The organism is Cognatishimia activa (genome assembly GCF_017798205.1).
Lineage (GTDB): Bacteria > Pseudomonadota > Alphaproteobacteria > Rhodobacterales > Rhodobacteraceae > Cognatishimia > Cognatishimia activa_A.
Map to the genome: position 1 here is coordinate 69,431 of NZ_CP060010.1, position 21,287 is coordinate 90,717.

Genomic DNA, 21,287 nt, shown 5'->3' on the forward strand with positions numbered 1-21,287 from the left:
GTCACTTGTACTCGATAATTTGCATCCGCCGTCCCTTAAGACGCCGGTAGTGGAACATCCCCATGCCGAGGATGTTTGGGAATTTGGAAAGGGTCAGCAAAACGCCATGGCGGCGCGCGCGGGCAGAGGCCATGCCTGCCCCGGTCAAACCTTTGACGGAGCGGAGATAGTTCATCAGGTAAATACCTAGAATAAGGATCAATGCAATCGGCAGAACCATCCACAAAAACAATGCGATAAGCGGGATCACCCCGCCGTAGATCAGAACGCGCTTCTGTTCGGTCGCAAAATACGGCGGGTGCATATAGCCCACCTGCGCGAAACCATGGCCGGATCGGATCGCTCGTTGCCACCACTGCGAAAACCGTGTCATGGCCGCGTCGTGAAACGTCATCTCAAAGGGGATACGTTTCAAAACCCAACCCGCCTTGCGAAGACGCACACAGAACTCGTCGTCCTCGGCCGCAATCACGGTCTCATCAAACCCGCCAGCTTCCTCATAGGCAGCCGGGCGCACCATCATATCTCCGCCACACGTCAGGATTTCACCTTCGGGACGATCCCATTCATCCTGACATAAGTCATTGTAAACACTGGCATCGGGAAACCGCTCACGCCGCCAGCCGGTGACGAGCCCCAATTCCATATCCTGTTCCATCGCGGAGACTGCGCGCGCGATCCAGTCGGGATCGACAGAACAATCCCCATCGATGAACTGCACATAGTCAGGCATCTCGCCCGTCTTCAGATGTTCATACCCCGCAGCCCGTCCCCGCGCTGCTGTGAAGGGGCGATCTGAGGACAGCTCTACCACCTCAGCCCCGGCATCCCGCGCGTTTTGCACAGACATATCGAGCGAGCCGCTGTCCACATAGACCACGCGATCCACCTTGCCTTTCAGCGATGCCAGGCAATCGACCAACCGCTGACCTTCATTGCGGCCAATGGCGACGACGGCGACTGTTGGGATATCGGACGTCATGCCAGAGCCTCCGTCGGACGCAGATCCAACGCAGCGCATTTTTCCGGGCGTTGATAGGATTCAATCAAATCCGACAACCATTTCGCTTCATCAACGGCGCGGTAGTCAAGTTCGACCTTGGCGCGGCCAGCTCGCCCCATTTTCTGTTGTAATTCAACATCCTGCGAGACAGAGCTAATGGCGCCCGACAAAGCATCCACATCACCGGGCGGCACTAAAACACCCGAGACACCGTCCTCGACCAGTTCCGGCACACCCGCGATACGCGTGGTGATGACAGGGCGCGCGGCGGCCATGGCCTCCATCAGAACGACGGGCACGCCTTCGGCAAAGCTTGGCAGGACAAAGACATCATGCGATTTCAGGGCCTCGGCCACCTCGGTTTGGGATTGATACCCCAAGAAACGCACGCGCTCGCGGAACGGCGCAGCCTGCTCTTCTAAAGCCGTCCGATCAGGGCCGTCGCCGATGACCGTCAATGTGACATCCTTTGGCAGACGTTTCATCGCGTCCAAAAGTACAGGCATGCCTTTGACAGCGGCTAAGCGCCCGACGAACAATAGCTTTTTGCCGCCCGCGGGCGCTCCGGCATAGCGTTCGGGTTCGACGCCGCAATGCACGATATGCAGCTTGCGCCAGTCCTCCATCGGCGAAAAAGACATCGCCTGAGAGCGGCAGAAATGGCTGATACAGGCGACAAAACGCGCCTTCTCGATCTTTTTGTCCAAGCGCCAGTGATCTGGGGCGAAAAAGATGTCTGGGCCATGCAACGTAAAGCTAAAAGGAATGCCCGAGATTTCGCTGGCGAGCATGGCAACTGTGCAACTGGACTTGGCGATATGGTTGTGAAGATGGGTGACACCCTGCCGGCGCATCTCATCGGCCAGCACACCGGCCTCTGCGAAATAGAACATTTGGTAGGCCAAGGCTTTGAGGCCGCCCGGCGACGTCTGAAAGGCCAGTTTCAGCCCTTTCCAATAGGAAGACGACCGGCGGCCAAGCCACCCGATATGGCTTTTGACAAGCCGCCCCAGGGATTTCGCGTGGCGCAGAACATAAAAGGTGCGGGCCGCCTCTTGGCGTTGCTCATCGCCAACCAGATGCTCGACACCGGTCTCGCGTATGGAATAGGTCATGACCTCATGGCCATGCGTGCGCAGAGCCGCGACTTCGCGTTGGATAAAAGTATCCGTCGCGCGGGGATATTCCCCCGTCAGATAGGCGATTTTGCTTAGGTGGCCCATGGCATCGGCTCCATTGGATCGCAGCGGGTTGTCATGTCTTGAGGGCCAGTCGAGTCCCCAGCATTCTGGATCGCCAGTGTGACCTCATTGAGGTGCAGGGCGAAGTCATTGCTTAGACGGCAGGAGCGGTTTTCCTTAAGGCTTTCCAGCATTTCCACAGGACCCAGCGCGAAGTTCATATTCGCAGCGCCCCATTTGCCCGCAAAAGGATGGGTTTGACCGGACAGACGAATGCGACGTCCGAACGGCAGTTCCAACAAACGACGACGCACCCGCATACGGCGGTAAAATTTTACAGGAGCTCGATTGTCCCAAGCGCGTTTTAGCCCCAACACACCATTATCGCCGATCACTCGGATCTGATGATCATGTGGCGCGACAATCGAACAGGTCAGTCGCGTCACCGGACCGTTTTCAAAATAGAGCGTCGCCGAGGAGTAATCCGGCGTCCCTGCCCCGCTTGGATCCTTGTCAGGGATCACTTCAGCCGAAGCCGCAACCACGCGGCGCACGCTGCCGAAGTAAGAAATCAACCAAGCCAGATAATAGCCTGCGTGTTCCAAAGTGCAGCCCACGCGGAACTCGTCCTCTGCAGGCCAAGCCGCACCGCTTTCGCTCTTCCAGTCCTCGACAGGAGCTTGGGGAATAAACCCGTCATCCAGTTCTGCGTAAATCAAGCGGGGCGCCCCAGCGACACCGTCGCGCAGGGCTTTGCCGAGCGTCTGCGCCGCTTCGCCCAAAACACTGCAAGGGGCCGAGGCCAGCATCAGACCCTTGGCTGCCGCAAGGTCATAAAGCGCACGCGCCTCATCCATACCCACCGCCAAAGGTTTTTCGGAATAGACATGATGCCCGGCCTCAAGACAGGCTTTGTTGATTTCAAAATGGCTTTTGGGGTTTGTGAGATTCAGCACCAGCGAGCCTGATGGCAGCCCCTGAAAGAAGGCATCCAACGTGTCGCGAGTGGGCACCGACCAGTGATCGGCAAAGGCCTTCAATCGATCCACGTCGCGGTCATACACACGATCTACCGAGACATGCGGAAAACACGCCAATGACCTCATATAAAGGTCGGCGACAAAGCCACATCCGATGATGGATACGCGCGTCATAGTCGGTTCTGCTCGTTCTTTTATGGGGGACACATTGGTCCTTTAGCGCCAATTAAACCGAGAAATGGGACAAGAATAAGTCGGTGCTCGGGCAAAGCTGGCACCAGCGGGCAAAAAATCGTATGGCTTGAACAGGCAAAGACCGAGGGACGCGTGCAGTATCAAACAAAGAACGGCGACATCCGTGTGAATATTGGATCCAAAGCGGATCTGGAAGCACGTGTACGCGACAAGTTCAAACAAAAACAGGGCTTTAGCCTTGCGACCATCAATCTGGATCACTTGGTCAAAATGGACCGGGACTCAGGGTTCTATGAGGCCTATCGCAAACAGGACTTTGTTGTTGCCGATGGGAATCCAATCGTTTGGACCTCGAAATTGGCGCATAAACCGGTGGATTTGCTGCCTGGATCAGATCTGGTTCTGCCATTGTGTGAATGGGCGGCCTCTGAGGGACGCTCGATTGCCTTGTTGGGCAGCACAGAGGCGGCTTTGAACGAGGCGGGAAATGCTTTGGCAACCAAGGTGTCTGGCTTGCATGTTGCCTGTATGATCGCCCCCCCGTTTGGGTTTGACCCGAACTCTGACGACGCGGCAGACATTTTGAAAACTGTCGAAGCCTCGGGCGCATCGCTCTGTTTTCTAGCCCTCGGCGCGCCCAAGCAAGAGCTGTTGGCAGCCAGAGGTGCAGACTTTGCGCCATCCGTTGGCTTTGCCAGCATTGGCGCGGGGCTCGATTTTCTGGCTGGCACGCAAACCCGCGCGCCGCGCTGGGTACGGGCGATGGCGATCGAATGGGTCTGGCGTTTGATGCTGAATCCAAAACGTCTTTGGAAACGCTACTTCGACAGCGGATTGATTATGCCACGACTGGTTTTCCAAGCAATCAGAGACCGCGACTAGAGAACCGTGCGTGGTCGCGCCGTTGCTTGCGGCACCGGCGGGTCTACCTCGGGTTTAGGTGCATTTTTTGGCACCAAATAAGCCTCTGCATAGCCCAAGAGCGCGCCTGCGATGAGCCAGGTCATCGTGGTCAGCGTTGCGTTAGGTAGCAAGTCTACTGTATTGATTGCCAACAACAAACTCAGACCGCCGACGATGGGTGTAATTTCACGGCGATGCACTGATTTGCTTAAGCCGCCTTCCGTTGGAAACAAGTTCATTTCGCGCTGATGTTTGCGCCAGCTTTCCTCAGATGGCATGCGGACTGACATCCGGTAAACAAGGAAGATCGGCAGGATCAAAAGCCCGAACTCTCCGACAAACCCCAACCATCCGAGCATGCCCAATGTCAGAACCCAACGCCCATCGGCCACCGAGGTCATGCGGCCTGTGACCGGATCATGAATCTGGTTGCGTCCCCAAATCCCCCATCCGAAATATGGCTTCTCTTGCGCGCGATTTAGAAGCGCTCCCTCATGTTCAAAGCGGAATTCCAGCGATTGCGCGCGGTCGTCACTGACACGAGAGGCCATCTCGAGCAGGCGCTCTTCGGGCACCAAATGCGCACCCTTGGCGATCGGGTAAGCCAGGGCCAAACAAGCCAAGACCATCGCAACTTTGGCCTGCGTACGCCAATTGGTGAACAGCACCATGCCGATGATAAACGTCGCATAAATCAGTGCGCTCAGTGTCTTGGCCAGAACCAGAACCCCCACCAGAAACAACGCGGTCCAGATCAGCTTTGTGCGCAAACGCCCTTCCGTGTTTGCGATCAGGATCACGGCAGCGCTTAGGCTCATCATCGTCAGCATAGCGGCCCAAATACCATGTGACAGGAAGACAATCGGGCGGAACCCATCGCCTCGGATCATTTGATCAAACATATGCTGGAAGAACCCATAGACCCAGATATTGATCTGAGGGCTCAGGCGCACTTCGACCAGCATCGGGAAGGCATAGGCCGTACCTGCGATCACCATAGCCAATAGCAGATCACGCAGGTCTTTCTCGGATGTCAGCAGGTTTCGCGCCAAGGCGAAATTCGCAAGCAGGATGCACTGCATCACCATCATGGCGAAGATATCCTGCGCATAGAGGCCGCGCAGCATGTCCATCACAAAGACGATGGGTTCAGGATTGGTTAGAACTGTCGGAATTGGCGCAAAGACAAAGATCGCTACCAAGATCTTTCCCAACAAAGTATCCGGCAGCCATTTGATCTTTTCCTTTGCATAGAACACCGTCAACAAGATCGCCATCACGTTGGGGATGGTTGTCTTATCCAGCGCCGGGAACAGCGGGAAATCGAACTCTGTCGGATAAGGCGGCAGTAACAGATAGCTTGCCAGAACAGACCAAATCAAAGCACGCCCGGGCGGCAGGGCACGGTAAATGCCCAGCATGACCAACGGCCATAGCGCCAGTACCAGATGAGCGAATAGATTTGGCATGCTCGATAAGGTGTCCTTAGTTACCCGCGCAGCCTAGGATCACAAATGGCCGATTTTGAGGCGGCTTTCGGATTATTTCATATCCAAAAAGGCTTTAGTGCCCCGTCGCATTCACGACCACGCCCACAGTTTTGAACATGATGCGCACGTCAGAGGCAAAGCTGAGGTCGTTCAGATAGTCGCCGTCGAAATCCGCGCGCTCGACAAAAGAGCTCTCGTTACGACTGGAAATCTGCCAAGGGCCGGTGATGCCTGGACGCAAATCATAATAAGCATCGCTCGGGTAGATCTTCTTTTGATCGACCATGATCGGGCGCGGGCCCACCAGAGACATGTCACCGATCAGAACATTCCAAAGCTGAGGCAGTTCGTCCAAAGAGGTCTTGCGGATCAGGTGGCCAACTTTCGTGATGCGTGGATCATTCATCAGCTTTTGCTTCTCGTTCCACTCACGTGCCTCAGCTGGGTTTGCCGCCAGATAATCCGCAAGGATTGCGTCCGCATTGGCAACCATGCTGCGCAGTTTCACCATCTTAAAGCTGCGACCTTGGCGACCCAGACGTTTTTGAAAATAAAAAGGGTTTTTCCCATCCAGCGCCACAAAAGCCGCGAGAACCAGAACAACGATAGTTACCGGGACTGCCAGCACTGCTACGGCGGTAATATCCAGAGCGCGTTTGAACAGACCGCGATAGAGGCCCAAAGGCTCTTGGCTGCGGTCTTGTACAAATTCAAAGCTTCCGTGGTCTTGAAACGCCATGTTTTCAACTCCAAAACAAGAACAGACAAAGCTCCGCCATCGCACCCGAAGGGCACGCTTGAAAAGAACTTGCTGAAGGGGGCCGTTGCCAGTTTCGGATCCCTTCGGATCCTGGAACTTTTGGTCCGCTATTTCAGCGCCTGTGGAATGTGTTCAACTTGTGTCTATTTTTACCAAAAATGGCGCAATTCGTCCATGAATGCGGAAACAAGGGTAATTTATAAGTTATTGATTTTATTTGATTTTACGAAAATTGACGCAAATTTCATGACAAAATCGTCAAATTCCCTGATTTTTTGTCCCAAACCGCGAACCAATCCACAGTTTTAGTGAAATTTGTTCACCCAAGCGAACCAAAACTGTTTCGCGAGAAAGATCAATTTTCGAACAATTTGAACTTTGTTTGCCGAAATTTCCGGTCAAATTTCGCCCTTCAATCCAGCGTTGAATTTGATTCGCGAATTACGCGCAAGCGGGCCAATAAAAAACCCCGCGAATGCGGGGTTTTGAAAGGCTCGAAGGCTTGTCATCAATTGACGTCAAGAGCTTGAAATCACGACAACTATTGCCATTGCTAGCAAAATAGCCACAAAAGCACCGGTCACCCAGATCATCCGTTTTAGCACACGCTCACGTTTGACCTGAACATTGGGAATAACTGCGACCGCACGCAGTCCCAAGAGGCGTTCCAGCTGCGCTTCCGTGCGGATCACTGGATTGCGTAATTCCATCAAGTAGACCAAGCCAACGCCAACCATCATCGCCAAAATACAGCCCGCCAAGGCAATCTTTTTGCGATTGGGCGACACAGGCTCATCCGGAGCAACCGCGCGTTCCAGAATAAAGAAGCTTTCAGACCGCTCGGTTTCCTGCAGCATCAGCCGCATTTCGGCCTCTGCCCTGCCCCGCGTGATGGCTTGATATTGTTCCGTCAATTGACGCAACTCGCGCTCAAATCCGGTCAACTGGCGTTCCAGCTCGGGGGCTGCTGCAATAACCACTTCGACCTGATCGATACGGGCGCGCAGCAGATTGCGCTGCTCTTCCAGGCGGGACACACGGTTGGCAAAAACCGTACTGTTGGCGCGCTGGCCAGAGTTCAGTTCCAGGATTTCGCGCGACACGACAAGTTCTGCATCCCGCAGCGTCCGCAACTCTTCGCGTTGTGCCGTGATGCCGGTCCCCAGTGAGGCCGAGTTCTTTTGTCGGAAGTCCGCGATCTGGCTTTCATATTCACGGATAGCCGCGCCGATACGCTCTTCTTCACCCTCAAAAAACGCCATAGTTTCGCGCGCACGCATTTCGCGGCGGGCGCGGTTCTGATCAACCACGTTGTCGACAAGCTCATTGGCGACCGCTGCCGCCAAGTCGGGATTGCCGAGGGCAACGGTAATACTCAGCGCCGTTGGAATGACATCCGGACGCCAGGCCAATGCCGGATCCGAGATCTGCGACACAGAGGCCGCCTCGCGCAGTGCCGTAATTTTCTTATTCGGCGTCATCGAAGGGAGATCGTCAAAAAGATCAAACTCATCGATGATGCCTTGCAGGTTTTCCCGCGCCATCACGCGTTGCTCGATGATCTGCAATTGCTGCAGGATCTGCCCGTTGGCCGTCGCCGTCGAAGACGCCGTTTCGATGTCAGGCTGCTCGATCTGGATAACTGCCATGGTTTCATAGGTGCGTGGCAGGCTCAGGGCAAAAACCAAAGAGGCAATCACGCCGACAAACACCACGAACACCAATAGCGTCACGTGGCGCAGAAACGCACGAAGGATCTCGTCTAGGATGGCAAGCCTGATCATATCTCGTTACCTAATCTGCTCTTCCCAATGTGTTCGGGCACATCTTTTGCGGGTGTTGAAGCGCAAGATGCACCCGTAATGTGTTTATCCTGTGACCGAATCTTGGAAATCCGCGTCACTGTGATGGCCCTCGCCAATCCAGCAGAGGCTGAGGATCTGATCGCCCACGAGCGCTGTCATGCCTTTGAAAATCGTGCCGGCTTCAAACGGGCCCGCATCCTTCATCAGACGTGCATCAAAACGACCCTGGCGGTCAAAGACGACGCTGAGATTGTCAAAACCAAAGATCTTGCGGCTGATGGTGTACTGGCATTTATAGACCGCCTCTTTGGCGGCAAAGAAACGACGGGCCACCATGCCACGGCTTTCAAACGGCAGCTGGCGCAGCCAGGCCAGTTCTTCGGGGCGGCAGATTTCCTGAAATAGTTCGGCTTCGACTGGGATGGATGGTTCAATGTCCACGCCCAGCGCTTTAAAGCGGTCACGTTCTGCGGTCACGGCGATACAAGCAGTGTCGTCATGCGCAATGCTGCCAACAATGGCGCGTGGCCAAATCGGTGCGCGGTCATCCCCGACGGGAATAGCAGAAGGCGCACGGCCCAAGGCCAAAAGCGCACGGCGCGCAGCCATACGGCCCGCCGCGAACTCGCGCTGACGCGCGGGCACAGCTTTGGAAATGGCTTGTTCTTCGACCGGCCAAAGCGGATCTGGCTCGGCTGTCGGAGAGGTTACAGAAACTGCGACACCTGTGGGCAGCACCGCACGTGCGGCCAGTTCCAGGCGTGAATTATGTCGCATCATCATCGTCATAGCTGGTTCTCCTTACGAGTGGCACGTAATGCGCGCCGTTTGGACATGGCAGCGTGACGAGCGAGAGACCGCTCGTTCGTTGTTTCCAACACGCGGGTCTCAGGCGCCTGAGCAGAAGGTGGCATTGCCTGAGGATGTGTCGGAGTCTTGGTGGTTGTGCGCCCGGATTCCCTCGAGCCGGTCAGGCTCTCCAGGCGCGCAACGAGGTCTCCCAGGACCGGGAAACGGAAGATGTCGGTGATGGACAGCGCTTTGAAGCCCAGCGCATCGCGGAGTTCACGATGGGTTTGCACGGCCAAGAGGCTATGCCCGCCAAGGTCAAAGAAGTTGTCCTTAAGGCTGACCGCATCCGTCCCAAGGACACGGCACCACACCGAAGAGATCGCCGCGCCAATGTCTGTGTCCGAGGAGGGTACGGCGTCAGACACTGGCGCAGGATCTGGTGTCGAGGCCTGAGCCGCCTGTGGCGCTGGGGCGTGGGCCTCGGGTTTTGCGGACCGTTTTGCAGGCTTTGGCAAAGCCTTACGGTCCACTTTTTTATTCGGCGTCAGGGGAAATTCCGTCACCTGAACAAAATGGCTTGGCACCATATAGTCGGGCACCTCGGCGTCGAGATGCTGGCGCATGGTGGTTTCATTAGCGTCACCGCGGACATAGGCGACAAGACGGACATCGCCGGGCGTGTCTTCGCGGGCGATGACGACGGCTTGTGCGACATCGGCAAGCGCTTCTAGGCGGGTTTCGATCTCGCCCAGCTCTATGCGATGGCCGCGGATTTTCACTTGGTGATCGGCACGACCGATAAAGTCGAGGCCTCCGTCCAGACGCGCGCGCACCAGATCGCCGGTGCGATACATGCGCCCTTCTCCGCAGAACGGATCGGCGCGATAACGATCTTCGGTCAGATCCTCGCGCTCCCAATAACCGCGCGTGACCCCTGCCCCGCCGATCCACAATTCGCCAGCCGCGCCCAACGCGACAGGGTTTTGCGCATCGTCCAGAACATAAAGCTGCGTGTTCGCGATAGGTTTGCCAATGCCGACGATGCCCTCATCGGTCTTGGCCTCTTCGGTCGAGGACCAGATCGTGGTCTCGGTCGGCCCGTACATATTGGTGATCCGCGCATCCGTGAGCGCTTTTAGATCTCGCACAAGCTGACCCGGCAGAGCTTCGCCGCCAACCATCATATGCTTGATCTGCACCAGCGCCGTGCTGGCCTCATCGTTCATGGTGAACATGCGGGCCATGGATGGGGTGCATTGCAGATGCGTCACCTCATGGCGGATGATCTGCCCTGCGATCGACACATCGCTGTCAGCAACCCCCTGCATGTTGGCCGAGGCCGCAACGACTTGTGCCAAAGGACGCAGGCCCTCCAGAACCACATCGGTGGCAATGCCATAGTCGATCAGGCAGGCAATTTCTGTCACGCCGATGGCTTTGACCTGCTCAACCCGCGCCAGACAGTCTTCGACGGTGCCAAAGAGGCCGGATTCCTCGAAATAGCGGTGGAAGGCATAGTCCAGAATGCCCTCAAGCTCGTCTTCGGTCAGAGAGCCAAGGTCGATCTCGAATGCGTTGCTGGCCCCTTCAGGCTTTTTGAACGCAGGGAAGGCCCAGGCGTATTGCTTGATCAGCCCCGCGGCTGAACGCAGATAGTCTTTCATCGGGCCGCGTGCGATTTCCCGCGCTGTTTCGCGATCCTCAGCCACAAAGCTGTGCAACATCAGCGTGACCTTATAGTCCGCCGGATCAAAGCCCGCCTCACGCAGCGCCTCATGGTAAATCTTGATCTTGCCCGCGACCTCATCAACCGACTGGCCCAACAAATGGGTCAGAACGTGACAGCCATTCCGGCCGGCCTCGCGCCAGGTTTCAGGGTTACCAGCAGTCGTGACCCAGAGGTCGATGTCCTTGGACACCGGGCGCGGTTGGGTCAGAACCGCGTGCATTTCGCCATCTTTCCGCGGGAAAGACACCTCTTCGCCGCGCCATAGCTTGCGCAGCTCTTGCATCTGTTCAAACATCGCCGGTTTGTTGGCAGGCGGCGTGTTTTCCGGGCGCAGGACAAAGTCATCCGGCTGCCAGCCGCTGGCAATCGCAAGGCCTGCTTTGCCGTTGGTCAGATTGTCGATGACGGACCACTCTTCGGCGATGCGCGCCGTATGGTGAAGGGGCGCAACACAGCTCCCTGCTCTGACACCTATGTTCTTGGTGACAGCCGCAACCGCCGCACCCGTCACCGAAGGGTTCGGGTAAGGACCGCCAAAGGCGTGAAAATGACGTTCCGGCGTCCAGACTGCGCAAAACCCATTGTTGTCGGCAAACTTCGCACCTTCCAGCAGCAATTCATATTTGCCGCGCCCAATGCCATCGTCATTGCCCCAGTAAAACAGGCTAAAGTCCATGCCGCCCGCACCAGACCCAATCGGCCCGTCAGAAATCTGAGCCGCCCCTTCATCGCCCGCAATCACAACCTTGAAGCCGCGCGAGAGGGTGTAGAAGAGCTCCAGCACCGAGATATCAAAGCTGAGGCTGGTGACCGCGAGCCAAGTGCCCGGGTCTTTGTGGTCGATCTGGGCATCCATGCCCGCAAAGAAATTCACCACATTGCGATGCTCGACCATGACGCCTTTGGGGCGACCGGTGGAGCCTGACGTGAAGATCAGATAGGCGAGGTCTTCGCCTGTGGCTTGGGTCTCAACAGGCTCTTTGGAGGCCGCCGTGAAGGCCGGGTCGCTGTCGATTTTAAGAACTTTTGCGTCACTTGCAGGCAAGCTTTCGGCAATCGCGTCTTGGGACAGGATGAACTTGGCCCGGCTGTCCTCAACATAGATCGCGATGCGGTCCGCCGGGAATGCGGGATCAAGCGGCAAATAGGTGCCGCCCGCTTTCAGAATGCCAAGACAGGCCACGACCAGATCATGACCCCGACGGCAATGCACGCCTACGACGTCCCCTCGGGACATGCCATTGGACAGCAAGACATGCGCGCATTGGTTGGCGCGGGCCTCAAGGTCAGCGTAGCTCAGAGTGTCATGCTCAAAGACCAGAGCCGTTGCATCCGGCGTCTTGGCGGCTTGGTCGGCAATCAGTGCATGGATAGTCGCGGACAGGTCTACGTCGCAGTCCGTTGCGTTCCACTCGGTCAATAGATGCGCCTTTTCCGCAGGCGGCAAGAGATCCAGATCGGCGACGTCCGCTTCGGTGCTAGAAAGCTGCTCGGCCATCCATTCCAAACGCGCAACAAGCCGTCCCGCATGGGTTTCGTCCACGCGGTTGGCGTCATAGCGCAGCCGCATGCGCGACCCAGAAATCATCAAATTCAGAGCAACACCGTCGATGGCTCCCGCATCAGGATCAGTGATCACGGCCAGATCAGGCACTTCCAGCGCCGCGAGGTCTGGCGCGCGGGCGATCAAGTCCAGTGGATAGGTGTCGCGACGCGTCACGGCATCCATGTCTGTGGCAGTGGCTTTCACTGCGGCGCCAGCGGGTTGATCTTTGGCAACCTCGACGGAAAACGGAACCCAAGAGGGCAGATAGCCCGCGGACCGCGTCATGCCCTCATGGACAATGGCGATTTGCGCGCCCTCTTCACAGCCGCTCATCGACGCAAACAGGCGTGCGATGGTCAGTTGTTCGGCGGCATCAAGCTCTGAAGAGACAGACAAGCTGGCCCAATCCGCAGGCTCTGACATAGGTTTGATCAGTGGCAGGCGTGCGGGTGCATAGTTGCGCAGAGTGTCTCGCCAGTATGCCTCGTGTTTTGCAACCTTAGACAAGGCGCGTTCCAGTCGGTCGCCGTTCTTGGGTGCAGATAGGACAGACCCGACACTAAGCGCCTGAACATCAGTCACCGCATGCCCATTGAGATCGCAGAAATCAGAGAGCACGACACCCCCCTTGGCACAGGCAACGGTCAGCTTGCCATCTGCACTGGCAAGAACCTCACCAGGACGGCCTTGCGCATCTGTCAATTCAGCGGCCCGCACGGCCAGAATATCGCCTGCAACTGAGATTTTCGGCAAAGTCAGCGGGTTCCAGTAATCCCCGTGATCGAGCGCTTTGATTAGGGAAACGACCTCAGCGGCTGGGCGATCAAAATCGATCCGCCCCCCGGCACCCGGCCGATCCGCCGCGCCAAAGTAACGGCGCGCAGAAAGATCCTGTTTGCGGCGCGGCTTTCCGCCCGCCTCAAGCGCTTGGATCACCTCGGGAAAGCTGTCCATCGCAGCTTCAAAACATTTTGTGTTAAGCGCCAAAGCGGTGTCTTCGCGCGCGATGTCAAAGCCGCGCTGCACAAGGATGTCTCCCTCGTCGACGCCGTTTTCAATCAAATGCCAGGTGATCCCGTGTTTGGTTTCTCCGTTCAACCGCGCCCAAACCGGCGCGTTCAATCCGGCGTAATCCGGCAGAGGCCCGTCGTGGAAATTCACCACACCCTCGGCCTTTGCCAAAAGCACTTCCGGAACGATCTGCAAATTCGCAATGCTCAAGAGCCAGTCAAACTCGCCCTCAACAGCCACATCCTTCAGCGCACCATCATGCAAAACCACGGCATAACCTTGCGCCTTAGCCCAATCGGCAATCACTTTAGAGCGCGTCACGACCTGCGCCACTTCGTGCCCAGCGGATTGCCAGGCCTCGGCACATTGGATCAAAAGCGTTTCATTTCCGATGAAAAGACCGGACAATGGGGCTGCGACGGATTTGCTCTGAAAATTCATGACTGCTCTCCATTCAGGATCGGCACGCCTTTCGGGTCCGTGATCTGCCTCTGTTTGCGACCGGCACTCGAACACGCGGCCTTTAAGCCATGGAGTGCCATGTCAATGAGGAAGAATTTGGGCGTGGATGCGGGTTTTCTTTGGAGGATCTCTCGACATCTCGCAAAGCTGCCTCCTGCCAAATGCAGGAGCGTGGCCGCCACCGTATAGGCGCGACCGTGGTTTCTGAGGAAGTAGTAGAGGCGGCTGTCAAACCAATAGCTCGGCATGCGTTTGTGGGTCTTCATGCCTGTGGACACAGACCCAATATGGGTCACAACGCTCTCGCGGACATAGGTCATTTTATGGCCCGCAAGGACTGCACGCAGACAGAGGTCGGTTTCTTCGAAATAAAGGAAGAAGCTCTCGTCAAAGAGGCCGATGTCGTCCAGAACTTCGCGGCGGATCATAAGGGATGCGCCGGCCAGCCAACCCACATGGCAGGTCGCGTCGGGAATAGGCAGCGCGACGATTTTGTTGCGCAAAAGACGACTGACCGGGCCGAATTTGATCGCACCCTCAAATTCGCTGGATATCGTGGGGAAGCGAAACGCGGTTTGATGCGGCACCCCATCGTCTCCGATAGTCAGACTGCCAGCAAACCCGGTTTCCGCGTTTTCTTCCATATGCTTAAGCAGATAAGAGATCGCATGGGGTTCGGGGAAAGCGTCGGAATTCAAGATGTAGATGTAGTCGGGGCGTTCGTCCGGCATGGTCTGAAAGCCAGCCCGAATGCCAAAATTATTGCCCGCGCCATAGCCGCCATTACGGCCCGATTGCAGCACGCTGACCATGGGCCAGTCCTGCCGCGCCACAGCATTGCGCATCATCTCAAACGAGCCATCCTGACTATCATTGTCCACGATCAGGATCTCACCACGAATGCCATCCATCGCGGCCACAGCGGCCTCAGCGGCATCCAGCGTCATCTGCGGCGTGCGCCAGTTCAGGATGACGGTCAGAACTGTTGGATCTGTCTTGCTCATCCTGCGGCCCTCCGGAATGGAACAATGACCTGATCGGCCTCTTCGGCGTCCTCGATGGCTTTGCGGATATGGGCGGCAAGCACCCGCACGTTGGGTTCCAGAACCATGCTGTCATGGTCGCCTGGCACCTCCAGCACCGAAAGATCAGACACAAATTGGCCCCAATCGTTATCCGCCAGCACATAAGCGCGGTCCTTGTCGACCAGACGGTCCTCGGCCACCTGCCATTTGCCAACCATTGGCGGGCGATACAGCGCGACGCGGCCGGACCATGGGCGCACCTGATAACTGGCGACCGCCTTCAAGAAGGCCGCTTCGATCTCGGCATTGTGGAAATGCGCCTCGCCATCATCCGCTTGCGTTTCAGCCTGTGGGCGACGTTTCTCGATCTCCCAGGCGATGCGGTTCTTGGCCCAGCGCGTGACATAACCGATGCCACCGGATTTCAGCTCTTGCAGCTGGATCTTCACGCGATCCTCGCGGCTGAGCGGGCGGCGTTGCGGCAAGGGCGTGTCCAGCATCACAACAAGCGAGACCTCTTCGCCCATGGCCTCAAGCTGATGGGCGATCTCATAGGCCGTGATGCCTCCGCCAGAGAAACCACCGAACATATAAGGCCCATGCGGCTGCACCTGCTGCATTTCGGCAATGTAATCCCGCGCGGCTTTTACGATGGAGTCATGCGGAGCAACGTCGCCAAACAATCCCCGCGCCTGCAGCCCATAGAAGGGCCGATCCGAGCCGATCAGATGCCCCAGATGGCGCAGGTTCAGGACGTTGCCATACATGCCCGCGACCAAGAAGAATGGCGTTTTGTCGGAATGCAAAGCGCCATGCATCGGCACCAGATGCGTGTAACGACGTTCCGGCGCGCTTGGGCCGGGGATGATCTCGGCGCTCTCGGCCTCTTGGGGGCCGATACGCTCCTCGATCAGGGCGGCGCAGCTCTCGATGGTCGGCGCTTCAAACAGGACTGAGATCGGGAATGACACGCGATAGGCTTTCTTGACCATCGCAAAGAGGCGCACGGCGATCAGGCTGTGACCACCAAGGTCAAAGAAACTGTCGTGAATGCCGATTTGCTCGATGCCCAGAAGCTCGGACCAGAAGCCCGCCAGAGTGCGTTGAACATCGGTTTCCGGTGCCACGAAATCAGCATCAAGATCCGGGCGCTCAAAGCCCGCGGTGTCTTCAGGCTCGTCTCCTTCCGCCGCCGCCTGATCCATCAATCCATGCAGATCCAACGAAGACACCACAACGCGCGGCAAGCCCGTTGCCAGAGCACGCCTCAGCGCTTCGCCCCCCAGTTCGGCCGGAATGCCCTCGGCGATATTGTCAGCCAACCGTTGCTCGCCTGGCGAGAGCGTTTGTGGCGCGTCTTCCTGATCGCGACGAATGTCTTTCGCGGACACAGGTGGAGTTGACCCCAGCGAGCCACCAACTGGTAGCTGTTTGATCGTCAACCCGTCGACTTCGACGCAAACACGGCCATCCAGATCCGCTAGGATTACGTCAAACGACGCGGTCCCCTCAGTTACCGAGCCGCTGGTCAAGGTCACATGGCTGATGATGTCTGCTGGCAGCGTCGCGAAATGGCGCAGTGCCCCGTAGCTCATGGGCACCCAGAGGGAATCCGCCTGATAGCCCTCAATCAGATCCATCGCCCAGCCGGTCCCGATATCCAGCAAGCCCGGATGCAAGGACATGTTCTTTGCCTCGCTGGAAAGCGCGTTTTGCAGGCTGAGGCACGCAAGACCTTCGCTTCCGCTAAAGCTCTGAGACACAAGTGTTTTCCAATGCGGCCCAAAGTTCAAATGAGCCTCCTGACGGGTCACCAAGGTCTGACCAACCGGTGCGTCTTCGACAGAGGTAAACCGCGTGCTCAGGGATTTGACGTCCAAATCCTTGGGCATCGACAGAGCGACCATGGAAATGCGCCCTTCGGCATGCAGAACAAACCCGTCCTGATGGTTGCCAAGGATCTCAAACTCGTATCCGGCATCGGTTTCTTTCAGGCTGATCCGCAGCTTGCGAGACTGGCCGTCCTCGACATGGAACGGGCGCAGGAACAACAGATCACGCACCTCATAGGCGCGGGTTTCGTCCAGCGCCTGCATCGCTTCGGAAATCAGCTCCAGATACCCCGTGCCCGGCAGGATCGCCGCCCCATCCCAAGTGCGGTGCTGATCCAACATCCAGCAATTTTCCGCGCTGAGCTCGGCGGAAAACACGATTTCATTGCCCGGCAACACCCGCAGGCGCTTTAAAACAGGGGCGGAAATGATCCGATCCTGCGGTTTCTGAACCACCTCTTGGCCAAGGCTATCCACAGCCATACCCACATCGGCCCAGACGCCCCAATTCACAGACATCACCTGCGTCTTGTCGCCCTTACGCGCGGCGGCATAGGCATTCAGGAATTCATTGGCGGCGACATAATCCACCTGCCCCGCCGGCGTCGTTACCGTCGAGGTCGAGGAGAAGAGAACCAGCCAATTCAGCTCTCCATCCGCGAAAAGCTGATCCAGAACCAGCGTGCCATGCAGCTTTGGCGCCATGACATCCGCCACATCCACCGAGGATTTCGCCAGCATCGGCCCATCGTTGATCACACCAGCCGCATGCACGACGCCGTTGATCTTGCCAAACCGCGCATCAACTTCGCGCACAGCGCGTTGCATATCGTCCAGATTGCAGACATCAGCGGCCACGATCATCAACTGACCCGGCAGTTTTTCCAGATCCTCGACCAGACGTACACGGCGCGCCAGCGGATCACTTGCCGCGCGGAAGGCTTTGATTTTATACCAATTTTCACGATCCGGCAGCGCCGAGCGGCTTTGCAACACGACATTCGCGCCCTCAGCCAGCATCTCGCGCGCAACGGTTGCGCCAATGCCACCAAGACCGCCGGTGATCAAATAAGTCTCGCCCATGCGCCATTTGACCGGCTCTTGCGTCAGGGCATGCGGCTTGGCCACTTGGGTGAACCGTTTTACGCCGCGATAGGCGATTGTGCCCTCGCTGGGATCGGCCAAAAGCTCTTCGAATAGGCGATCTGTGAGACCCTCTGTGAGTTCGACATCAATAGAGGCCCCGCTCACACCGGGCACCTCGCGAGGCAGCACACCCAGAGGTCCTTTGATCACCGATTTCTCGGGATATGGCAGCGCCTCACCCGCGACTTTCGCCGCGCCATTGGTGACGCTCATCACATGGACGGGACGCGGCAGGTTTTCTTCAACTATCGCTTGGGCGAGATAGAGCAGCGTGTGAAAGCCCATCTCGAGGTTGCGGTGAAAGAAACTACTGCCTGGACGGAAGGTCTCGGCCTCGGTCACAAGCCACAGATGCAGGATGCGATCTGGTGCTCGACCATTGGCGATCAAATCGGCAATCAGTTGATCATAGCCCTCACGACCACGTTCCGGTGCCAGCACATAGCGATCTGCAGCCAGTTTTCCAAAAGCATCGCCGGTAGACACTTCGGTCACAGAATGCCCTGCAGCGCGCAGCTTATCAGACAGATCGCGTCCCAAACCGGTGTCATCCATAAAGATCAGCCAACTGTGTGGCGCGCTCAGGCTTGGATCGGTCAAAAGATCTGGATCGCAATCGGCAAGCTCTGGTTTCCAGGCCATGCGATAGCCCCAATCGACAATATTTTCCTGATGCATCAAGGCCTGAGGCGCAGTCGCCGCGGACTCACTTGGCGCAATGAAATACGGCGCCTTTTGGAAAGCATATGTCGGCATCACAACGCGATTGCGCCGCGCCTCGCCCCAGATCTGAGACCAGTCGAACTCGACGCCACAGGCCCAAAGGCGGCCAAGGACCTCCATAAAGAACTTGTCGTCTTCGATCTCTTCTTTCGGATGGCGCAGGCTCGACAGAACCTTGCCACCCGCGATGTCGGAATGCATGCGTGCGAGAGAACTCAGCGCTTTGCCGGGACCGACTTCGAGATACACGCGACCGGGGATTTGTGCCGCCGTCGCAAGGCAATCAGCGAACATCACCGTGCCACGCAGGTGGCCAACCCAATAGTCTGGATCTTGCGCGTCCTCAGCGCTCAGCACCTGACCCGAGCGGTTCGAGATGATCGGCATCTGCGGTGCGTTCAATGTGATGCCGGCGAGATAGGCGCGGAAGTCGTCCAGAATGGGTTCCAACATCCGGCTATGGGCCGCGATATCGATCTGGATGCGTTGGGCTTCGATCTCGTCCTTGGCAAGGCGCGAGTGCAAGGCATCAAGCGCCTGTTGAGGGCCGGAGACGACAGTAAGGTCACTCGCGTTCTTCGCTGCAATATCAAGGGTTTGATCTATGTAAGGCGCAAGCGCCTCAATAGACAGAGGTACGCTTAACATGCCGCCCGCAGGCACTGTGTCAAAAAGCTGGCCGCGTAGCAGGACGAGCCCGATACAGTCCTCAAAGCTCATTACACCTGCGAGGCAAGCCGCGGTGTTTTCGCCCATTGAATGGCCAACCAGAGCCGCAGGTTTCACCCCCCAGCTCATCCAAAGCTGCGCCAGCGCGTATTCCGTGATCATAATCAGCGGCAATTGCACCGAAGGTTGCGTCAGCTTGGCATCAGCCTCTTCGCGCAACATATCCTCGGCCAGCCAGATCGCGCGGGGATCATAATCAACCTTGGTCCGCAGAATATCGAGGCCCTTGTCCATCCATTCCTGAAACACCGGTTCGGTTTCATAGAGATCCTGCGCCATGCCCGCGAATTGCGCGCCGCCGCCGGGGAACATGAAGACCACTTCGGGCGCATCAGACTCTGCGGCGTGATCAAAGACCCGCGCTTTGTCGCCGCTTTCCACCAGGGCAATGGCTTGTTCATGGCTTTCGGCCACGACGACACGGCGTTTCTCAAAGGCGCGGCGACCTTCTTGCAGGGTGTAGGCCACATCCGCCAAAGGCACATCAGGGTTATCGCGCAAATAACTGGCAAGGCGTGCAGAATTACCGTCCAGAGCTTTGGATGTCCGCCCCGAAATCGTCAGCAAATGAAACGGCCACTCGGCCTCTTCCGACGGGGTTTGCGCGGGAGCCTCTTCGATCACCACATGCGCGTTGGTCCCGCCAACACCCAACGAATTCACACCTGCACGGCGCGGGCCTTTGTGGCTGACCCAATTCGTCAGACGGTCGTTCACTTTGAACGGCGAGGTTTCAAAATCAATCGCAGGGTTTGGCGCCTCGTAGCCCAAGGACGGCGGCAGTTGTTTATTATGCAAGCTCAGCGCGGTCTTGATCAGGCTCGCGGCCCCTGCGGCAGTGTCCAGATGGCCGATATTGGTTTTGACCGATCCGATCCGGCAATAGCCCGCATCGTTAGTGGTTGCGCGAAAGGCTTCAGTCAAAGCCGCGACCTCAATCGGGTCGCCCAGATAGGTGCCGGTGCCGTGGCATTCTACGTAGTCGATGGTGTCAGCCGAGATATCCGCGATGCCATGCGCCTCGGCAATCGCGCCAGCCTGCCCGTCCACGGAGGGCGCGAGGTAGCCTGCCTTGTCCGACCCATCGTTGTTCACCGCCGTCGCGCGGATCACGCCCCAAATGTGATCATTGTCTGCCAATGCATCGGACATGCGGCGCAACACCACGACGCCCGCGCCAGAACCAAAAACAGTCCCCTGCGCGCGATGGTCAAAGGCGTGGCAATGGCCGTCTGGGGACAGGATCTCTCCGTCCTCAAAGATATAGCCGCGACCATGCGGCATCTCGATGGTCACGCCGCCCGCAAGCGCCATGTCACATTCGCCGTTCAACAGCGACTGCACCGCATAGTGCGTTGCCACCAATGATGTGGAACAGGCGGTCTGTACCGAGAGGCTAGGGCCTTTCAGATCCAGAAAGTGGCTCAGGCGCGTGGACAGGAAATCCTTATCATTGCCCGTGTGGCGCAGCAGGAACATGCCCGTGTTGTCGACCAGATCACGATTGCTGCAGACGTTGAAATAGAAATAGCTGCCCATGCCGCAGCCTGCGAAGACCCCAATCGGTCCGCCGAATTTCTCGGGCATGTGGCCTGCGGTTTCCAAGGCCTCCCAGCTGACTTCAAGGAATTTGCGATGCTGAGGGTCCATGATCGCGGCCTCTTTGGGGCTGAGGCCAAAGAACTCTGCGTCGAATTTTTCGTAGTCTTTCAGGATCGCGGCGGATGGCACGTAGTTCTTGTGGCGCATGCGCGCTGCGGACTCGCCTGCCTCGGCGAGGTCGGCCTCGCTGAGTTGCGTGATGCTTTCAACGCCGTCGCGCAGGTTGGCCCAATAATCGTCCAGCGTATCAGACCCCGGCAAATGGGCTGCCATACCAACGATGGCAATATCATTTTCCGACCATGTATCTTGCGCGTTTTCTTTGACCATTTGACCACTCGTCTGCACTGCTTCCTCCCCCGAAATCCAGACA

Annotated in this window: 11 protein-coding genes; 1 reads left to right on the forward strand and 10 read right to left on the reverse strand. The window is 57.3% G+C overall.

Going from position 1 to position 21,287, the window contains the following annotated elements; translation table 11 throughout:
• Position 1: 1 nt before the first annotated feature.
• From HZ995_RS00355 to HZ995_RS00365, 3 genes are read right to left on the reverse strand one after another with little or no spacing between them, the layout of a single operon-like run.
• Positions 2 to 982, reverse strand: a complete 981-nt coding sequence (locus HZ995_RS00355; protein ID WP_209356722.1) for a glycosyltransferase — start codon at positions 980 to 982, stop codon at positions 2 to 4.
• Entirely contained in the window at positions 979 to 2,226 is a 1,248-nt protein-coding gene (locus tag HZ995_RS00360; RefSeq protein WP_209356723.1) for a glycosyltransferase family 4 protein, read from the reverse strand. Before HZ995_RS00360 ends, HZ995_RS00355 begins: the two co-directional genes overlap by 4 nt.
• Entirely contained in the window at positions 2,214 to 3,338 is a 1,125-nt protein-coding gene (locus HZ995_RS00365) for a Gfo/Idh/MocA family protein (protein ID WP_209356724.1), read from the reverse strand. Before HZ995_RS00365 ends, HZ995_RS00360 begins: the two co-directional genes overlap by 13 nt.
• Positions 3,339 to 3,491: 153 nt before the next feature.
• On the opposite strand from HZ995_RS00365, the gene HZ995_RS00370 reads away from it, so the two are divergent.
• Entirely contained in the window at positions 3,492 to 4,241 is a 750-nt protein-coding gene (locus HZ995_RS00370) for a WecB/TagA/CpsF family glycosyltransferase (protein WP_209356725.1), read from the forward strand.
• On the opposite strand, the gene HZ995_RS00375 is transcribed toward HZ995_RS00370, so the two are convergent.
• The 7 genes from HZ995_RS00375 to HZ995_RS00405 all read right to left on the reverse strand — a co-directional run bounded on the left by HZ995_RS00375 (position 4,238) and on the right by HZ995_RS00405 (position 21,244).
• Positions 4,238 to 5,731 carry an O-antigen ligase family protein gene (locus HZ995_RS00375; protein ID WP_209356726.1) on the reverse strand — a complete coding sequence of 498 codons (1,494 nt, stop codon included), beginning with the start codon at positions 5,729 to 5,731 and terminating at the stop codon, positions 4,238 to 4,240. The genes HZ995_RS00370 and HZ995_RS00375 overlap by 4 nt on opposite strands.
• A gap of 94 nt (positions 5,732 to 5,825) precedes the next feature.
• Positions 5,826 to 6,491: a sugar transferase gene (locus tag HZ995_RS00380; protein ID WP_209356727.1), complete on the reverse strand. Its 666-nt coding sequence runs from the start codon at positions 6,489 to 6,491 to the stop codon at positions 5,826 to 5,828.
• Positions 6,492 to 7,030: 539 nt separating this feature from the next.
• Positions 7,031 to 8,296 (reverse strand): Wzz/FepE/Etk N-terminal domain-containing protein, encoded by a 1,266-nt coding sequence (locus tag HZ995_RS00385; RefSeq protein ID WP_209356728.1) that lies wholly within the window; start codon positions 8,294 to 8,296, stop codon positions 7,031 to 7,033.
• Between the two features lie 84 nt (positions 8,297 to 8,380).
• Positions 8,381 to 9,106, reverse strand: a complete 726-nt coding sequence (locus HZ995_RS00390) for a 4'-phosphopantetheinyl transferase family protein (RefSeq protein WP_209356729.1) — start codon at positions 9,104 to 9,106, stop codon at positions 8,381 to 8,383.
• Complete coding sequence (locus HZ995_RS00395) at positions 9,103 to 13,836, reverse strand: MupA/Atu3671 family FMN-dependent luciferase-like monooxygenase (RefSeq protein ID WP_209356730.1); 4,734 nt, start codon at positions 13,834 to 13,836, stop codon at positions 9,103 to 9,105. Before HZ995_RS00395 ends, HZ995_RS00390 begins: the two co-directional genes overlap by 4 nt.
• Positions 13,833 to 14,861 carry a glycosyltransferase family 2 protein gene (locus HZ995_RS00400; protein ID WP_209356731.1) on the reverse strand — a complete coding sequence of 343 codons (1,029 nt, stop codon included), beginning with the start codon at positions 14,859 to 14,861 and terminating at the stop codon, positions 13,833 to 13,835. Before HZ995_RS00400 ends, HZ995_RS00395 begins: the two co-directional genes overlap by 4 nt.
• The gene (locus tag HZ995_RS00405; protein WP_209358104.1) at positions 14,858 to 21,244 is read right to left on the reverse strand and encodes a type I polyketide synthase; all 6,387 of its coding nucleotides are present in this window, start codon (positions 21,242 to 21,244) and stop codon (positions 14,858 to 14,860) included. The genes HZ995_RS00400 and HZ995_RS00405 overlap by 4 nt, the downstream gene beginning before the upstream one ends.
• Positions 21,245 to 21,287: the final 43 nt, after the last annotated feature.

Bases quoted from the DNA above. Each gene is read 5' to 3' on its own strand.
- HZ995_RS00355 (WP_209356722.1), bottom strand. From the start codon at position 982: ATGACGTCCGATATCCCAACAGTCGCCGTCGTCGCCATTGGCCGCAAT.
- HZ995_RS00360 (WP_209356723.1), bottom strand. From the start codon at position 2,226: ATGGGCCACCTAAGCAAAATCGCCTATCTGACGGGGGAATATCCCCGC.
- HZ995_RS00365 (WP_209356724.1), bottom strand. From the start codon at position 3,338: ATGACGCGCGTATCCATCATCGGATGTGGCTTTGTCGCCGACCTTTAT.
- HZ995_RS00375 (WP_209356726.1), bottom strand. From the start codon at position 5,731: ATGCCAAATCTATTCGCTCATCTGGTACTGGCGCTATGGCCGTTGGTC.
- HZ995_RS00380 (WP_209356727.1), bottom strand. From the start codon at position 6,491: ATGGCGTTTCAAGACCACGGAAGCTTTGAATTTGTACAAGACCGCAGC.
- HZ995_RS00385 (WP_209356728.1), bottom strand. From the start codon at position 8,296: ATGATCAGGCTTGCCATCCTAGACGAGATCCTTCGTGCGTTTCTGCGC.
- HZ995_RS00390 (WP_209356729.1), bottom strand. From the start codon at position 9,106: ATGACGATGATGATGCGACATAATTCACGCCTGGAACTGGCCGCACGT.
- HZ995_RS00395 (WP_209356730.1), bottom strand. From the start codon at position 13,836: ATGAATTTTCAGAGCAAATCCGTCGCAGCCCCATTGTCCGGTCTTTTC.
- HZ995_RS00400 (WP_209356731.1), bottom strand. From the start codon at position 14,861: ATGAGCAAGACAGATCCAACAGTTCTGACCGTCATCCTGAACTGGCGC.
- HZ995_RS00405 (WP_209358104.1), bottom strand. From the start codon at position 21,244: ATGGTCAAAGAAAACGCGCAAGATACATGGTCGGAAAATGATATTGCC.